The organism is Thalassospira sp. A3_1, assembly GCF_017744215.1.
Lineage (GTDB): Bacteria > Pseudomonadota > Alphaproteobacteria > Rhodospirillales > Thalassospiraceae > Thalassospira > Thalassospira lucentensis_A.
Genome location: NZ_JAGHQQ010000002.1, coordinates 993,523 through 1,007,999, shown reverse-complemented (window position 1 = coordinate 1,007,999; position 14,477 = coordinate 993,523). Strand labels below are relative to the sequence as shown.

Below are 14,477 nucleotides of genomic sequence, written 5' to 3'. Positions count from 1 at the left end.
GGCGCGGAACTTATACACGTTATGGCCTTTATGCCAAGTTTTCTGCGCCCATAGCAGCCCTGTTATTTTATTGCTGCATTATCCGGGCAGTTCCGTTAGAAACTGGTAGATGGGGCTGCTATCTGGCGCAGCCCCTTTTTCATGCCCGGATCATGCTGCTGTTTTGCAAGACATAGCAAGCTTTTGCCGCAATCGCGAAAGCCGCCCTGCCCCTGTTTTACGCGGGCGCAGCATCTGGAACCTTCAGCACCTTGTCTATGAACCGGCGCACATCGCCATCCAGTGAATCGGCCTGCCCCAGAAGATTTGTCGCCTCGCTATGAAGCTGCAGAACGACAGAGCCGGACTCGGTCGTGCCGCTGGCGACGTCGGCGAGGATCGCCGCAATGGTCTGCATCCGTCGAACCGCCTGATCGATCCGGTCACTGATGGCACCGACAACTTCGGTCTGTTCGCGGGCGGCCTCGGCAACCAGACGGGCACCACTATCAATCTCGCTGATCTTTTCATTGATCTCGCGCACCGATGAAACCGCCTCGCGGGTCATGGATTGCATTTCGCCGATTTCACCAATCACCTGTTCGGCGGCCCGCGATGTCTGGGACGCCAGATTTTTGACTTCGGTCGCGACCACGGCAAAACCCTTGCCTGCTTCGCCGGCACGGGCGGCCTCTATGGTGGCGTTCAGGGCCAGAAGATTGGTCTGATCGGCGACATCGGTGATCAGTTCGACCACCTTGGTCACACGAAGCGCCATGTCATCAAGGCGCGTGATGTGATCATCTGCAACACGGGCCCGGCTGACCGCTGCCTCGGCCAGTTCGGCCGAACCATTGATCTGTGCACCGATCTGACGGATGGATGCACTGAATTGTTCGGTGGCAACCGCGATGCCGTTCAGGGCCTCGGTGCTGTCGTCGGCAGCAAGACGCATATCATTGGCCTGTTCGGCAATGCGGCTGACCTGCCGGGACAGGAAATCGGAACTGTCGCTAAGCTGTTTTGCGCTGCTTGACACCGAACCGACGACTGACTGGATATCTTCGCCAATTCGCCCCGCACTATAGGTAAAGCTTCTGGTCTTTTCAGACATGGCATCAAGGGCCGCATTGACCGTTCCGGCATAGCCGATCAGATCACCACGCAATCCCTTGGGCAGGATTTTGCGATAATAGGATCCGCGTGACGCGTGGCCCATGGCCCCTGCAGCTTCCTTGGCGAACGCCTCGGTCAGGTCAAGCAACTGGTTCACCGCATTTTGCAAGGGCGCAAGATAGCCCTGCGTTTGACGATTATTGACCCTGACACCCATTTTCCCATCAGCAGCGTCATGGACGATATCGTGCAGTTCATCAATGATCCGCTTGTGGCGGGTAATGGCAACCGTGCCAATCAAAGCCAGTACGAGAAGGCCGATAATCGCAATCACGGAAACAAGCGGTGCATGGCTTGGAGCCAACAGAAGGGTGCCGATCAGCCCAAAGGCCAGAACCAGGCCAGAAATCAAAATCCGTCGCAGATTAGAGAGTGAAAACAAACTGATCATAGTCGATGCCTGCCTGCCCCAGGAGGTTGCCAAGTTTTTGTGCACTGCGTGCCATACCGTCCTTGCGATTGCGTTCGCGTTCTTCTTCGGCACGAAGATCGGCATAAAGCGGAATAACCTGTTCGACTGCTTCGCGGCGCGGCACCCGACGGTTTGAATGATAGCCAATGATGTTACCGTTTGGCCCGAAAGTCGGCGTGACATTGGCCAGAACCCAGTAATGATCACCATTTGCCGAACGGTTGATCACATAGGCGAAAATCTCGCGCCCCTTGGAAATCGTGTCCCACAGCAAGGCGAACACGCAGCGCGGCATATCCGGATGACGGATAATGCTGTGCGGTTGCCCCAGAATATCCTTTTCACGATATCCTGCGACCCGCAGAAAGACGTCATTTGCGTAGGTGATACGCCCCTTGGTGTCGGTCTTGCTGACGATAATTTCATTGTCACCAAAATGACGTTCAACACCGGTCAGAAAAAGCTGATCCTGTTTCATGAATTGCACCCCGTTTAAGGATCAATGGTCCCACAACCGATCCTGACATAGCGAAACCCCGCCCGGGGCGCGCAGTTTTGCGTCAGTTTCATCCGGTGCGGAGACTATTTGCTAGACCAATGTATAGATTATGCCAGCGGGGTACTTCTTGACTTAGCGCAATCGGGTTCATGAATATTTCGCAGCCGATACAACCCCGACGATACGGATATGAATTTTTGCAAATAAAAAAGCGCGCCGATCTTCTGGCGCGCTTTGCATTTTACCGTTCGGGTATTTTATTCGACCGGTGACCAGCCATCATCTTTTCGCAACTCTGCATTGGCAATGTCATCAGCGGCATTGTTCTGCCCACGGAATCCGGTAGCAATCAGATAAGCTTCCGGGCTTTCCGGGCGCGATGCCGGCGGCTTGGCATGCTTGGAAACGCGGAAATTCTTTTTAACCCGGTTCAGAAGGTCATTTTCCGTGCCGCCCTTAAACACCTTGGCGATGAAAATGCCGCCCGGTGCAAGGACTTCCTCGGCAAACAGCAGGGCATGTTCGACCAGATCGATAATACGGATATGGTCAGTCTGGCGATGGCCGGTGGTTTCGGGCGACATATCGGAAATCACCGCATCAACCGGCCCGTCAAGGGCCTGCTTGATCATATCGGGGGCCGCTGGATCAAGGAAATCCGCCTGCAGACAGGTCGCGCCGGGAAGCCCTTCCCATTCAAGGATATCAAGACCGACGACCTGGCCACGGCCCTGTTTCGACCCGACCATATCAACCGCAACCTGCGTCCAGCCGCCCGGTGCCGCCCCAAGGTCGACAATGCGCATGCCCGGACGCAGCAGGTCAAACTGGTTGTTGATTTCAATCAGCTTGAAGGCCGCGCGCGAACGATAGCCAAGGCGCTTGGCTTCCTGCACGTAAGGATCGTTCAACTGCCGGTCGAGCCAGCGGGTCGAGGAAATCTTGCGCCCCTTCGCACTTTTGACGCGCGTCCGAAGCCCGCGCCGCGCGCCGGTATCGATCGCGGCAATGGCTGAACCCTTGCGGCGGCGCGTCCCGCCTTTTCCGCTGCTATTGTCGGTCATGTTCTTTACCTGAACTGAAACGTGTTAAAGGCCAGTACGATCCGATGGCATGACGCCGATCATGGATTGGCCGAAATATGGGACACTGTATGACGTCGCGCGTCGCACGGGTCAATAGCATGACCATCCGCGCGCATCAAATCGACCAATATGCCCTCGCGGAGGCCACGATCAGCCACTTTCAGCGTCGCCAAAGGCCAGATATCGCGAATCGCGGCAAAGATCGCCGCCCCCGCATCCATCAGTTCAGCCCGTTGATTGCCAATACAGGGATGGCCTTTGCGCTTGTCAGCTTCCATGCGCAGCAGCAATTCGGTGACGCGTTCCGCATCATCGAACCGTAAATCCGACCCGTCGACCTTGTGACGTTCATACCGTTCAAGACCAAGCGCGATACCGCAGAATGTGGTCACGGTGCCCGATGTACCAACCATCTGCACCTTGCCGTCATCCAGAATATCCGAACAGCAATTGCGGCTGGCGAAATCACGAAGCCGGTCACGGATTTCGGTGCGCATTGCCTCGAACCGTTCGCGGCGCTGCTCGATGCCAGCATAACGTTCGGTCAGACACAGAACCCCGCACGGCATCGAAAGTGTTTCGATACACTGGGTCTGGCCCATATTATCGACCTTGATCCAGCAGATTTCCGTACTGCCACCACCAATGTCAAACACCACCGCATAGGGGCGTTCATCAAGCAAGGCCGAGCAGGCCTGAAGAGCGAGACGGCTTTCTTCATCCGGATTGATGATTTTAAGTTCGATACCGGTTTCTTCAAAAACCTTCTGAACAAATTCGGCACGGTTTTCAGCGGTACGGCAGGCTTCGGTCGCCACCGCACGCAGCTTTGCACCGGGATGTTTGCGCAGTTTCTTTGAGCAGACCTTTAACGCGTCAATCGCACGATCCATCGCCGCCTGACAAAGATATCCCTTTTCGCGGACACCTTCGCCAAGGCGTACAACGCGTGAAAAGGCATCAATCACCTTGAACCCGTCATTGCACGGGCGCGCCACCAGCAAACGGCAGTTCGAACTACCCAGATCAATGGCGGCATAAAGCGGGGGATGGCTGGTCGCGGTAGTTACAGGGCGTTCTGCAACCAGACTGTCACCAGACAGGCCTGAAGATGCCGCCGCTGACGGCGCATCCATTACGGCACTTCCGACCATGGCAGCACCGCCATCAGGGCGGATGGCCCTGTGCGTGTCGCTATGGGGAGATACCTGTTTCACCTTTGTAAACCTGCCTTGCCTGTTACATGCCAATCCAATGATCACATCAAGACGACATTTATATGACGGTCTTGCGAATCATCCATATGAGTTTACCGACAATGTAGCACAAGGCAAATCCCGTATGCATTTAACACATAGGCGTGTGCGTCTGACCACATGGCGGGGAAAAAAGGTCTTGCCAAAGTGCCACCGGTTTTATAAATAGCGGCCCACGCCACACGGCGCTCAAGGCTATGTTGGGGAATAGGTTAACGGTAGACCTACGGACTCTGACTCCGTCAGTCCTGGTTCGAATCCAGGTTCCCCAGCCAGCCTTTGCTTGCCTTGCAAGCTTTGGTGATGTACGGCCCAGCCATTTCGGACCGATCAGAAAATCACACCAAACATACCCCTGCTGGGGAATAGGTTAATGGTAGACCCGCGGACTCTGACTCCGCTAGTCCTGGTTCGAGTCCAGGTTCCCCAGCCATCTTTCTCCCCCTCCCACTCCAAGATTTTTGATTTTTCGTGTGGCAAGGCACGCTGATTGTCGCCTTTGGCACAACAGTCATTTTCCGGCATCGGCAGACAATTCTTGAAAGGATGACGAGATATTTTGCCTTTAAGGGGAACCAGCCACCACGTTTTACGTTGGTGGTCATACGATCTGTGACAAATCACAGGCAGCAAATGCACATTTGGCAACAAAGGAGCATGAGATGCTTACCGATATGTACCGATCCCGACACTCTTCCCGTCCGACAATCATCGATCGTGTTGATCCGGTAATCTGGTCCAACAAGGACCATTGCCCGATGATCTCGGCCGAGGATGAGAAATTTTACGAAAAGAACGGCTTTCTGTTTCTGAAAAATGTTTTCAGCGAAAAAGAGGTCGCGCAGCTGCGCCGTGAAGCCGATCAGGTTGAAAATTCGGATCCGACCGATGACGAGGTTGTTTCAGAGCCCGGCAGCAACGAAGTGCGCAGCGTTTTCCGCGTCCATGATAAAAGTGACGTGTTCACCCGCCTGATATCCGATGACCGGCTGGTCGCGATTGCCGAACATTTCCTGAATGACGATGTTTACATTCATCAATCGCGGGTCAATTTCAAACCGGCTTTCAAGGGCAAGGAATTTTTCTGGCATTCGGATTTTGAAACCTGGCACACCGAAGACGGCATGCCGCGCATGCGTGCCTTTTCGATGTCAATCACATTGACTGATAACTCGGCCCATAATGGCCCACTGATGCTGATCCCGGGATCGCATAAGCAGTTCATTTCCTGCGTCGGGGAAACGCCCGACCAGAACTATAAAAGCTCGTTGAAAATACAGGAAATCGGCACCCCTGATCAGGGTAACCTGTCGCAGATGGTCGACGAGAACGGGATTGTCGCGCCGGTCGGCCCGGCCGGTTCGGTTTTGATCTTCGACTGCAATACATTGCACGGGTCAGGCAACAACATTACCCCCTACCCGCGATCGAACCTGTTTTTCGTTTATAATGCGATGTCAAACCGGTTGGTTGCGCCATTTGGCGGTACGAAGCCGCGCCCGAACTTTCTGGCAACGCGCAAAGATATTGTTCCGGTACGGACCGGCCGGCACAAAATACGGGCCGCCGAATAACCCGATCAGGATGACAGAAAACAGGGCGGCGATGATCCTTCCGCCCTGTTGATATCGCTAGTGGCCTTTTCGCTTATCGGCCGCATGCCCGCCTCGGTCAGGATGATATCGACCGGAATGTCATATTCGTGCGGAAAGATGTCAGCGATGCGCGTCGCTTCAAATCCGACACCGATGACAAGTGGACGAACCGCCATCGCGGCAAGTGTCCGATCAAAAAACCCGCCGCCATATCCCAAACGATAACCACGGCCATCAAACCCGACCAATGGCGCAATCATGACATGGACGGGCACGACCGCCGTTCCGACCGGTTCAGGAATACGGGCAAAGCCGGGCGCCATTTCTGTTTGCGGTGTCCAGTCATGAAAGACCATCGGCTGATCCTTGCCCGGTACAATTGGCAAGGCGGCCTTTCCACCGCGATCAATATGATCGGTAACCACAGCACGCAGGTCGACTTCATTCTGGATCGGCCAGTAAAAACCGATTGTGGCGTTGGGGCGCACGGCAAGGATATCGGCAAGTCCCGCGCAAACGGCAGCCGATCGTTCCGCGTAAATCGCCGGATCCATTTGACTGCGCCACGCCAGAAGTTGCCTGCGCACCGCCTTTCGCCACCCGGATATGGCAATATCGTCAGACTTTTCAGGTGGGGCAGGCAAAATGATCCGGGTCATGGGGCGTAACCTGATGGCGATGTGGGTAAACAGATGCGATAGCAATCCTATCGCAAAAATGGTCCTGAAACGAATAACGCGCCGGAGACCGGCGCGTTAACGGTTGTCAGCAAAAGCTGCAATCCAAAATCAAATTACATGATGGAGAGTTCTTCTGCCGACATGCGGCCGTTACGACCTTCAATCAGCTCGAATTGAACCTTCTGACCCTCATCAAGTCCCTGCAGACCAGCGCGCTGAACAGCGGTGATGTGCACGAATGCATCCTTGCCGCCTTCGTCCGGGGTGATGAAGCCATAACCCTTGGTCGCATTGAACCACTTAACCGTTCCGGTAGCCATATCCGTAGTCGTCCTTAGTTTTGGTAATCGCATTCCCCAAGCGCGGAAAATGCTTAAGTTACGTCTCTGCATTATACCTTCAATGCCACCTGGCAGCCCTCAACCAGAAGGCAACCACGCAGCCCGAAGATACACTGCATCGTTTCAACAATTACGCGAATTTCGGCCTTCACGCAACGAATTCATGTTTGAAGTTCTTTATTCAACGCTGATGGTTAGCCGGTATTTCGCGAATATTGCTTGCTGATCAGCGGTCAACTCTTGGCACAACCAGATCGCACCGGGAGGCCCGTTGATTTCAAACGAATTTTTAATTGTGTTCGCACCTGTAACAGCAAGCCGCGTGAAGGCAGACTGATCCCCGACAGGGGAACACCCCGGAAAGCAAGGATTCCTCTTGGTTTCAGATAGATCCCACAATATTCACCGCATATGCCAGAGACAGAGGATCAGTACCGGTCACTAATCACAGCAAATCCTTCAAAGGGGCGGGCTCGTTCAACTTGATCAAGCCGTCAGCAACTGCCGACAAAGCGTCTGGCCCCTCATCCGTTGCGCTAAAATTAATTGTGAACATTTTCACAATTTAATGCACATACAGGTTGTTTTTAAACATTTCCGCACACGTAAAAAAGCAAGTACCGTGCCGATTCTCCGTCAACGGCCAACACCTGACAAGATGATCAAAGTATCGGAGAATGACTTTCAACGGGTTCTGAAATCGCCCCTTCACGGCCACCGGCAGAACGGATTGTCTGGACGCGCTGGTCAAACTGGCCAAGCAGAAACCGAGCATAATCCGTATCATGGCAAAGGAGACCAAGTCTGACATGAACAATCGGAGGGATCGGAGCGGCTATCAAACCCTGTTCATCCTTGTAACGCCCATCATGGGCAATGAGCCCATCAATGCGCCCTTCAAGCAGCAGTTTTTCCCCCTGCTCCAAACTGCGCATCCCATAGAATTCGATCCTGCTGTCATAGGGAACCGATACCGGTGGCAAATTGGCAAGATGCCCGATCAGAAGACTGTCACGAACTTCTGGATTATCTCCGCGCCGGATATAAAGGATCAGATCAAACGTGACATGCTCGTTCGCAGTGATAATCCCCTCCAAAGGGGCCGGGACACGCAGAACCACACAATCCAGCTCTTTATTGTCAAACATTTCGATCAGACGATTGTAGGGGATTCCGTCATTTAGATGAAATTCGGACTGCTCTATCATCGCCTGAAAGAAGGGGCGTTGCGTTGTGGTCAGGGACGCCTTCCACTCCTCGGCCAACCGGATTGTAATGCCGATCTCAAGCCGGGTCTTGTCAGGGTCTGCAAGACTTACCGTCGGCACAAATCCCGCAACAAAACAGGCACAGGCGAGGATGCGGGAGAATAGCGGACAGATCATTTTCAACCAAAGCACCCCAATGCGTTCATGGTTGCTTCGATATGGCGCTGTGCGTATCCCTATTCAAGAGATCGGGCCAAAGTGCAGGGGCGGGAAATCGTAACCGGACTTTCGATCTCATTTCCCCGCTGAATTACGAATCACGTGCACTCAAAACAGCGTTTCGTTGATTGCATCTGCAAGAATCTGGCGCGACTTTCCCACCCGCAAAAAGCGGATAGATGAAGTTGAGATATTCAACCAACTGAAACAAATGCCTGTAGCCGTTGGGGTTTTCGGCATCACGCCTTGATTCCATTGCGCATGTTCGATTTTGTCATGATTGAGGACGCGGTTTCTCGTGACAAGCAGATGCAATTCGGTTGAAGATAGAAATAAATGTGTGAAACGCAGCACACAGCCACAATATATACAAAAAACGAGCAAGCCGGAAAATACCGGATCTAGTGGGACACAAGCAGTTAGTAAAAAAGGTTAAGCCGAAGACCGGATCGGAAAACATAAATTGACTGCTACGACAAAGATCGCCAATCCACGCGACATTGCGCACAATGTCATGACGCTGGTCGCCGAGCTGAACCTGCAGCCTACGCCGCAGGTTTACCACGTATTTTACAGCTACCTGACCGACGAGATTCCAGAGCTAAGCCAACTTATCAAGGTATTGATCCGCAACACCCAGGAATTGGACGAAGAAACCGTTTTCCGGATTTACCACAAGTTTCTTGGCGCACATGCCATGCAGCAGCGTCTGAATCTGGGGGTTGAAGGATTGCAGGCCGCTGTTGAACGCGTCGAGGAAGCCGTACATAACGTTATTCGCGAAACAGAAGGTTTCTGCGAGCATCTGGATAATGCTTCCGACCAGCTAAACGCGGATGATGTCACGCTTGAAGTTGCCCGCGACGTAACGCGCGGACTTTCAAGTGCCACGCGGGATGCACATGGTCGCTATAGTGAATTCAACGGATGTCTTGACGAATATCATAATGAGGTTCGCCGGGTTAGAAGTGAACTGGAACTGGTACGACGGGATGCCCTGACCGATACATTGACCGGCATTGCCAACAGAAAGAATTTTGATGCCTCGCTTCGCGATGCGGTGACCACGACGATGGAAACCGGTGCACCGCTTAGCCTTTTGATGATCGATATCGATCACTTCAAAAATTTCAATGACAGTCACGGACATCGCGCAGGCGACGGCGTTTTAAAGGCTGTGGCGCGCGTTCTGGTCAATTCGACAAAGGGTGCCGATACCGTTGCCCGGTATGGTGGCGAAGAATTTTCTGTCATTTTGCCGGACACAACAGCCGAAAATGCCGCCAAACTTGCCAACAAGTTGCGTGACAATGTTTCAGGTCAAAGAATTATCAACAAGAAAACCGGTAAGGATTTCGGGAAGTTAACCGTTTCAATCGGCTTGACGTCTTATAAGCTTGGCGAGAATATACTGGAGTTTGTTGACCGTGCCGATGGCGCCCTTTATCAAGCCAAACAGGAAGGCAGAAATACCTGCATTATGATACAGTGACATATCTGTCAGGTTGAAACCGGAAACGAAGCACCATTCCCGAACGACCTTGCCGGTATGAGAAGATGGACACTACCAGTCCCGGACCTGCTGCGATAAACTGAATGCCTGTGCCTTATTGTGGAACTCAGACGAAAAATCACACGCGCAGCGCCAATCCGGGCGGAGCAAATAAATGAACAAACCGACGCGCGAACGGAAACTGGATCTTGAACACAAGGTCTTTAAATCGTTCGAGGAATGCCATTTCCAAAAGTCCGACCTTTCGGACGAGGCTCTTTTTGTCCTGAAGATGGCCGAAGGATCGGTTGTATCCCTGCCCCTTAAAGCGGTGTGCAAGGAATTCGGGATTGATCCAGACTCAAATGACGGCGAGTTGATCGGCCTTGTCGACAAATCACTGGATTTCGTCAATGTTCTGCGCCCCGGCGATGATTTACCGCTGGAGGTCCTGACAGGTGAAGCATCGTGGGAGGTCGACGAAGACCACCGTGCAATCGCGTATAACCGCCTGACCATGCAGCTTGTCACATGGATGTCCGGGAACGAGGAACTTATCACGGATCCCGAACAACTGATGCAGATCGCCGAAGACCCTGCTACCAAGAAAAAGATCAACCAGGCTTTTGATGAAGTCGCCGACAAGCTCAATATCGGCCGTGAAAATCGCGAGGAAGTCGTCAATCTGGTTCATCAGGTGGCCGAGGAACTTTCCTATGTCGAGACGCTGCGCGACAAATATCGCAACGTCAAAAAGATCGACCGGAAACTGCAGGAACTGCGTCGCATCTACGCCCACGAAAAAGGCGTTCTGGAAACGGTTACACAGGTTATCCGCCTGATTGACGACGCGATGAAAAAGTTCGAAAGCAGCTTTGACGAGATTGACGCCAATACCGGCGAAATCATGTCCGTCCTGCGTAACTTCACAACGCAACGGCAATATATCCGCACCAAGCGCGACGATCTTTATCGCCGCCTGCGCGCGTGGGAGCCGCTTTTTGAACGCTGGGAAACCATGGAACTGGAACGTGGGGCACCGGCTGTACGTCTGGTACGCGATACCTACCAGTTCCTTGCGCCGCGCTTCATGAAGGTCAAGGAATGGCTGATGATGACCAAGGTGCAGGACGGGATTGCCGCAGGCCAAAGCTTCAAGAATGAAGACGAACGCATGGGCGCTCTCAAAGGCAAGATGATGCAGTGGTAGCAGCCATTGCTGTCCTCGCTTGTGGGCATCGTAAAATGCAAAAGCGCAGCATCTGCTGCGCTTTTTGTTTTGGGTATTCCCGCCCCTATTGCTTCATGATTTTAAGCGCCACATGGCCATCAATCATTGTAATCGACTTTTTCGAAGATGCTGGCACGGGCACGCGGACATCAATACAATAGGCAATCAGTGCTGCCGCCAGTTCGGCCCCCGCTGCCGGGACGATAATCGGATCACCATGATCGGCAATGATATTGAGCCGCGCTGCAATTTCAGGCGATTTTTCAATTTCAAGCTTTCCGATCTGACCGGGCGGCAAAGGTTTTCCGGTACGGCGACGATATCCGACCAGCGCCTTGATGAGTTCGCTTTCCTCGAAAATGATACAGCGCAACTCGCGCATGATGGCTCTTCCTGCAAATAATTCTATACAACGATATAGGGCAGGACAATCCGACTTTAAAGAGGTTTTACAAACAAATAGCCCCTTAGCTCGAAGCCAGCCAGATCCCGACGCCGATCATCAGCGTCCCGGCGATCCGGTTAAGGACACGAACATTGCCGCTTTTTTCGAGGAAGTGGCGCAATGACCGTCCGCCAGTTGCGTAAAGCGTCATGCAGATCAGTTCTGTCACCAGAATGATTGCCACCAGCACTGAAAGCTGCGGCGCTATAGCATGTTCAAGGCTGATGAAGGGTGGCAATAAAGCCACCATAAACGCCCAGCCCTTCGGATTGGCAATTGCCGTCACAAACCCCTGAGAAGCAAGCGTGAAAGGGGTCGCAGGGCGCGAGGCATCGATTTCAGCGCTAAATGCCATGCGTCCGCGCGAACGCCACATCTGAATACCAAGCCATGCCAGATACGCCCCGCCGACATACTTGAAGACAGCAAATACGGCTGGATATTCCAGCATTATTGTCGCAACACCAAGGGCCGAGGCCACCACGACAATGCCAACGCCCACAAGTTCGCCCATCATCATCCAGACGGTACGGCGCACGCCGATCGTCATCCCCATGGTCAGCGCCAGGGTCATGCACATCCCTGGCGTAATCGAGACAAAAAAGGCCGTCGGGATAAAAGCCCCGATCAAAGACAGGCTTACCATCGTGTATATCCGTAAGTTGGTGGCGGCACTTGATACGAAACGTTATCGGAAATTGTCTGGGGCATTTCGCATCAATCACACAACAGATAACCAAGAATTAGAACACTTCAAGCGCAATCTTTGGCATGGGAGACCTGCAATTTGCGGAACTGATCAACGTCCCCTTATCCCATGAGGCAAGGCCCCGGACGGGTCTGTGGAAATCCCATCGCGCTAATTTCCATCCTTAAAAGCACATCAAAGATACAAAAATTACTTGACCTAGACGGGCGGTCCTACGAAATTGGGTGCGTCGCCAGCACAGCCTGGCACTTCGATACCATTTGATGAAGACCGATGACCGCAGACATTTGCAACATTCCTGCAATTGCCGATCGCTTCGAAGCTGATGCTCCGGGCGGTTTTGTGCTGTCTGCTCTAAACCTAATTCTCGGTCTCCTTGGTCTCGCAGCGCTCGGGTCGCTACGACTTACCCGCCCCTGAGCGTACGAAGACGGTTCGGATCACCCAAAAAGTCGATCCATTTACCGCAGCTCAGGGGAACAAGTCGCGCCACAAGGCCCGCACTCTTTCCAAATTGAAGTTTCAAATTTCGGGCAAAGACCCGCTTGATCAGGAATTACTGTAATGGCTAGTGCTAACGACAACCGCGTCATCATTTTCGACACCACCCTGCGCGACGGCGAACAGTCCCCGGGTGCGTCGATGACGCTGGACGAAAAACTGCGTGTGGCACACGCATTGGCAGAAATGAAAGTCGACATCATCGAGGCAGGCTTTGCCATCGCATCGAATGGCGATTTCCGGTCCGTCAATGAAATCGCCAAACAAATCAAAGGCCCGACAATCTGTTCCCTGGCACGTGCTGCCAAAGGTGACATCGAACGTGCCGCCGAAGCACTGGAACCGGCAGAAAACAAACGCATCCACACCTTCATTTCCACAAGCCCGCTGCATATGAAATTCAAATTGCAGATGGAACCGGAACGCGTTCTGGAGAAGGTGATTGAAAGTGTGACGCTGGCGCGCAAATTCACTGACGATGTTGAATGGTCAGCGGAAGACGGGTCGCGTACCGAGCACGACTTCCTGTGCCGTTGCGTCGAAGCCGCGATTGATGCAGGTGCCACCACCATCAACATCCCGGACACCGTCGGCTATACCACGCCAACCGAATATGCCGACCTGATGACCATGCTGTTCAACCGTGTGCCGAATATCGACAAGGCAATCCTGTCGGTTCACTGCCATAACGATCTGGGCATGGCGGTCGCGAACTCGCTGGCGGCTGTCCATGCCGGTGCCCGCCAGGTCGAATGCACGATCAATGGCCTGGGCGAACGCGCAGGCAATGCGGCACTCGAAGAAATTGTGATGGCGCTGAAAACGCGCAACGATGCCTTCCCGTATGAAACCGGAATTGATTCAACCAAGATCATGAACGCTTCGCGACTGGTTTCGGCCGTGTCGGGCTTTGTCGTCCAACCGAACAAGGCCATTGTCGGGGCCAACGCCTTTGCCCATGAAAGCGGCATCCATCAGGACGGCTTCCTGAAGAATTCCGAAACCTATGAAATCATGAAACCGGAAAGCATCGGCCTGAACAAATCAAGTCTGGTCATGGGCAAGCATTCCGGTCGGCATGCCTTCAAGGAAAAGCTCAAGGAACTGGGCTTTGCCGATCTGGGCGACAACGCGATTGAAGACGCATTTGCCCGCTTCAAGGAGCTGGCCGACAAAAAGAAAGAAGTATATGACGACGATATCGTCGCACTGGTTGATGACGGCATGCGCGATAACGAACATATCAAGTTCGTCTCGCTGGCGGTAACCTGCGGCTCCAAAGGTCCGCAGACCGCTGAGCTGGAATTGGACGTAAACGGCGAAACCCGCACCGCCAAAACCGTCGGCGACGGACCGATTGATGCGACATTTAACGCGATCAAGGCGATTTACCCGCATGACTGGAAACTGAAACTCTATCAGGTTCATGCTGTCACCGAAGGCACGGACGCACAGGGTACGGTTACCGTCAAGCTGGATGGTGAAGACCGCACTGTTGTTGGCAACGCATCAGATACCGACACGGTGGTTGCGTCCTGTATGGCCTATGTCACCGCGGTTAACAAACTGATCGAAAAAAGCCAGAAAACTGCACCGGATGCCATGGCATCCTGATTGCTGTAATCCGGCCTTAAGATCAAGGGGTGGCA

At 53.3% G+C, this 14,477-nt stretch carries 13 protein-coding genes and 2 tRNA genes; 6 read left to right on the top strand and 9 right to left on the bottom strand.

Annotated elements, in window-relative coordinates; genetic code table 11:
* Positions 1 to 217 precede the first annotated feature (217 nt).
* From J7395_RS11730 to J7395_RS11715, 4 genes are all read right to left on the bottom strand, one after another.
* The gene (locus J7395_RS11730) at positions 218 to 1,546 is read right to left on the bottom strand and encodes a methyl-accepting chemotaxis protein (protein WP_209221591.1); all 1,329 of its coding nucleotides are present in this window, start codon (positions 1,544 to 1,546) and stop codon (positions 218 to 220) included.
* Entirely contained in the window at positions 1,521 to 2,045 is a 525-nt protein-coding gene (locus tag J7395_RS11725; RefSeq protein WP_062952609.1) for a PAS domain-containing protein, read from the bottom strand. The genes J7395_RS11730 and J7395_RS11725 overlap by 26 nt, the downstream gene beginning before the upstream one ends.
* Before the next feature lie 278 nt (positions 2,046 to 2,323).
* On the bottom strand, positions 2,324 to 3,130 hold the full coding sequence (locus tag J7395_RS11720; protein ID WP_062952610.1) for an RlmE family RNA methyltransferase: 807 nt from the start codon (positions 3,128 to 3,130) through the stop codon (positions 2,324 to 2,326).
* Between the two features lie 59 nt (positions 3,131 to 3,189).
* Entirely contained in the window at positions 3,190 to 4,368 is a 1,179-nt protein-coding gene (locus J7395_RS11715; protein WP_231858315.1) for a Ppx/GppA phosphatase family protein, read from the bottom strand.
* A 240-nt stretch (positions 4,369 to 4,608) separates the two neighbouring features.
* Here J7395_RS11715 and J7395_RS11710 point away from each other — a divergent pair.
* The 3 genes from J7395_RS11710 (at position 4,609) to thpD (ending at position 5,981) form a co-directional block, all read left to right on the top strand.
* Positions 4,609 to 4,682, top strand: a tRNA-Gln gene (locus J7395_RS11710).
* An 84-nt stretch (positions 4,683 to 4,766) separates the two neighbouring features.
* A tRNA-Gln gene (locus J7395_RS11705) sits at positions 4,767 to 4,840 on the top strand.
* A 229-nt stretch (positions 4,841 to 5,069) separates the two neighbouring features.
* Positions 5,070 to 5,981, top strand: coding sequence for an ectoine hydroxylase (gene thpD, locus J7395_RS11700; protein ID WP_209221590.1), 912 nt, complete (start codon positions 5,070 to 5,072; stop codon positions 5,979 to 5,981).
* A gap of 5 nt (positions 5,982 to 5,986) precedes the next feature.
* Here thpD and J7395_RS11695 read toward each other — a convergent pair whose 3' ends face one another.
* The 3 genes from J7395_RS11695 to J7395_RS11685 all read right to left on the bottom strand — a co-directional run bounded on the left by J7395_RS11695 (position 5,987) and on the right by J7395_RS11685 (position 8,414).
* On the bottom strand, positions 5,987 to 6,661 hold the full coding sequence (locus J7395_RS11695) for a 5-formyltetrahydrofolate cyclo-ligase (protein ID WP_209221589.1): 675 nt from the start codon (positions 6,659 to 6,661) through the stop codon (positions 5,987 to 5,989).
* Positions 6,662 to 6,795: 134 nt separating this feature from the next.
* Positions 6,796 to 7,002 carry a cold-shock protein gene (locus J7395_RS11690; protein WP_007090786.1) on the bottom strand — a complete coding sequence of 69 codons (207 nt, stop codon included), beginning with the start codon at positions 7,000 to 7,002 and terminating at the stop codon, positions 6,796 to 6,798.
* Between the two features lie 683 nt (positions 7,003 to 7,685).
* On the bottom strand, positions 7,686 to 8,414 hold the full coding sequence (locus J7395_RS11685; RefSeq protein ID WP_209221588.1) for a hypothetical protein: 729 nt from the start codon (positions 8,412 to 8,414) through the stop codon (positions 7,686 to 7,688).
* A gap of 499 nt (positions 8,415 to 8,913) precedes the next feature.
* Between J7395_RS11685 and J7395_RS11680 the strand changes: the two genes are divergently transcribed.
* Both J7395_RS11680 and J7395_RS11675 read left to right on the top strand, forming a co-directional pair.
* Entirely contained in the window at positions 8,914 to 9,942 is a 1,029-nt protein-coding gene (locus tag J7395_RS11680; RefSeq protein ID WP_062952615.1) for a GGDEF domain-containing protein, read from the top strand.
* Positions 9,943 to 10,117: 175 nt separating this feature from the next.
* On the top strand, positions 10,118 to 11,152 hold the full coding sequence (locus tag J7395_RS11675; protein WP_062952616.1) for a hypothetical protein: 1,035 nt from the start codon (positions 10,118 to 10,120) through the stop codon (positions 11,150 to 11,152).
* 85 nt (positions 11,153 to 11,237) lie between these two features.
* Here J7395_RS11675 and J7395_RS11670 read toward each other — a convergent pair whose 3' ends face one another.
* Both J7395_RS11670 and J7395_RS11665 read right to left on the bottom strand, forming a co-directional pair.
* Positions 11,238 to 11,555, bottom strand: a complete 318-nt coding sequence (locus J7395_RS11670) for a hypothetical protein (RefSeq protein WP_062952617.1) — start codon at positions 11,553 to 11,555, stop codon at positions 11,238 to 11,240.
* Between the two features lie 85 nt (positions 11,556 to 11,640).
* A complete protein-coding gene (locus J7395_RS11665; protein WP_209221587.1) occupies positions 11,641 to 12,264 on the bottom strand; it encodes a LysE family translocator in 624 nt (207 codons plus the stop codon).
* 627 nt (positions 12,265 to 12,891) lie between these two features.
* On the opposite strand from J7395_RS11665, the gene J7395_RS11660 reads away from it, so the two are divergent.
* Complete coding sequence (locus J7395_RS11660) at positions 12,892 to 14,442, top strand: 2-isopropylmalate synthase (RefSeq protein ID WP_209221586.1); 1,551 nt, start codon at positions 12,892 to 12,894, stop codon at positions 14,440 to 14,442.
* Positions 14,443 to 14,477: the final 35 nt, after the last annotated feature.

What these genes read in the sequence shown, in the direction of transcription:
- thpD (WP_209221590.1), top strand. Translation starts at nt 5,070, where the DNA reads ATGCTTACCGATATGTACCGATCCCGACACTCTTCCCGTCCGACAATC.
- J7395_RS11695 (WP_209221589.1), bottom strand. Translation starts at nt 6,661, where the DNA reads ATGACCCGGATCATTTTGCCTGCCCCACCTGAAAAGTCTGACGATATT.
- J7395_RS11720 (WP_062952610.1), bottom strand. Translation starts at nt 3,130, where the DNA reads ATGACCGACAATAGCAGCGGAAAAGGCGGGACGCGCCGCCGCAAGGGT.
- J7395_RS11675 (WP_062952616.1), top strand. Translation starts at nt 10,118, where the DNA reads ATGAACAAACCGACGCGCGAACGGAAACTGGATCTTGAACACAAGGTC.
- J7395_RS11730 (WP_209221591.1), bottom strand. Translation starts at nt 1,546, where the DNA reads ATGATCAGTTTGTTTTCACTCTCTAATCTGCGACGGATTTTGATTTCT.
- J7395_RS11725 (WP_062952609.1), bottom strand. Translation starts at nt 2,045, where the DNA reads ATGAAACAGGATCAGCTTTTTCTGACCGGTGTTGAACGTCATTTTGGT.
- J7395_RS11690 (WP_007090786.1), bottom strand. Translation starts at nt 7,002, where the DNA reads ATGGCTACCGGAACGGTTAAGTGGTTCAATGCGACCAAGGGTTATGGC.
- J7395_RS11670 (WP_062952617.1), bottom strand. Translation starts at nt 11,555, where the DNA reads ATGCGCGAGTTGCGCTGTATCATTTTCGAGGAAAGCGAACTCATCAAG.
- J7395_RS11665 (WP_209221587.1), bottom strand. Translation starts at nt 12,264, where the DNA reads ATGGTAAGCCTGTCTTTGATCGGGGCTTTTATCCCGACGGCCTTTTTT.
- J7395_RS11660 (WP_209221586.1), top strand. Translation starts at nt 12,892, where the DNA reads ATGGCTAGTGCTAACGACAACCGCGTCATCATTTTCGACACCACCCTG.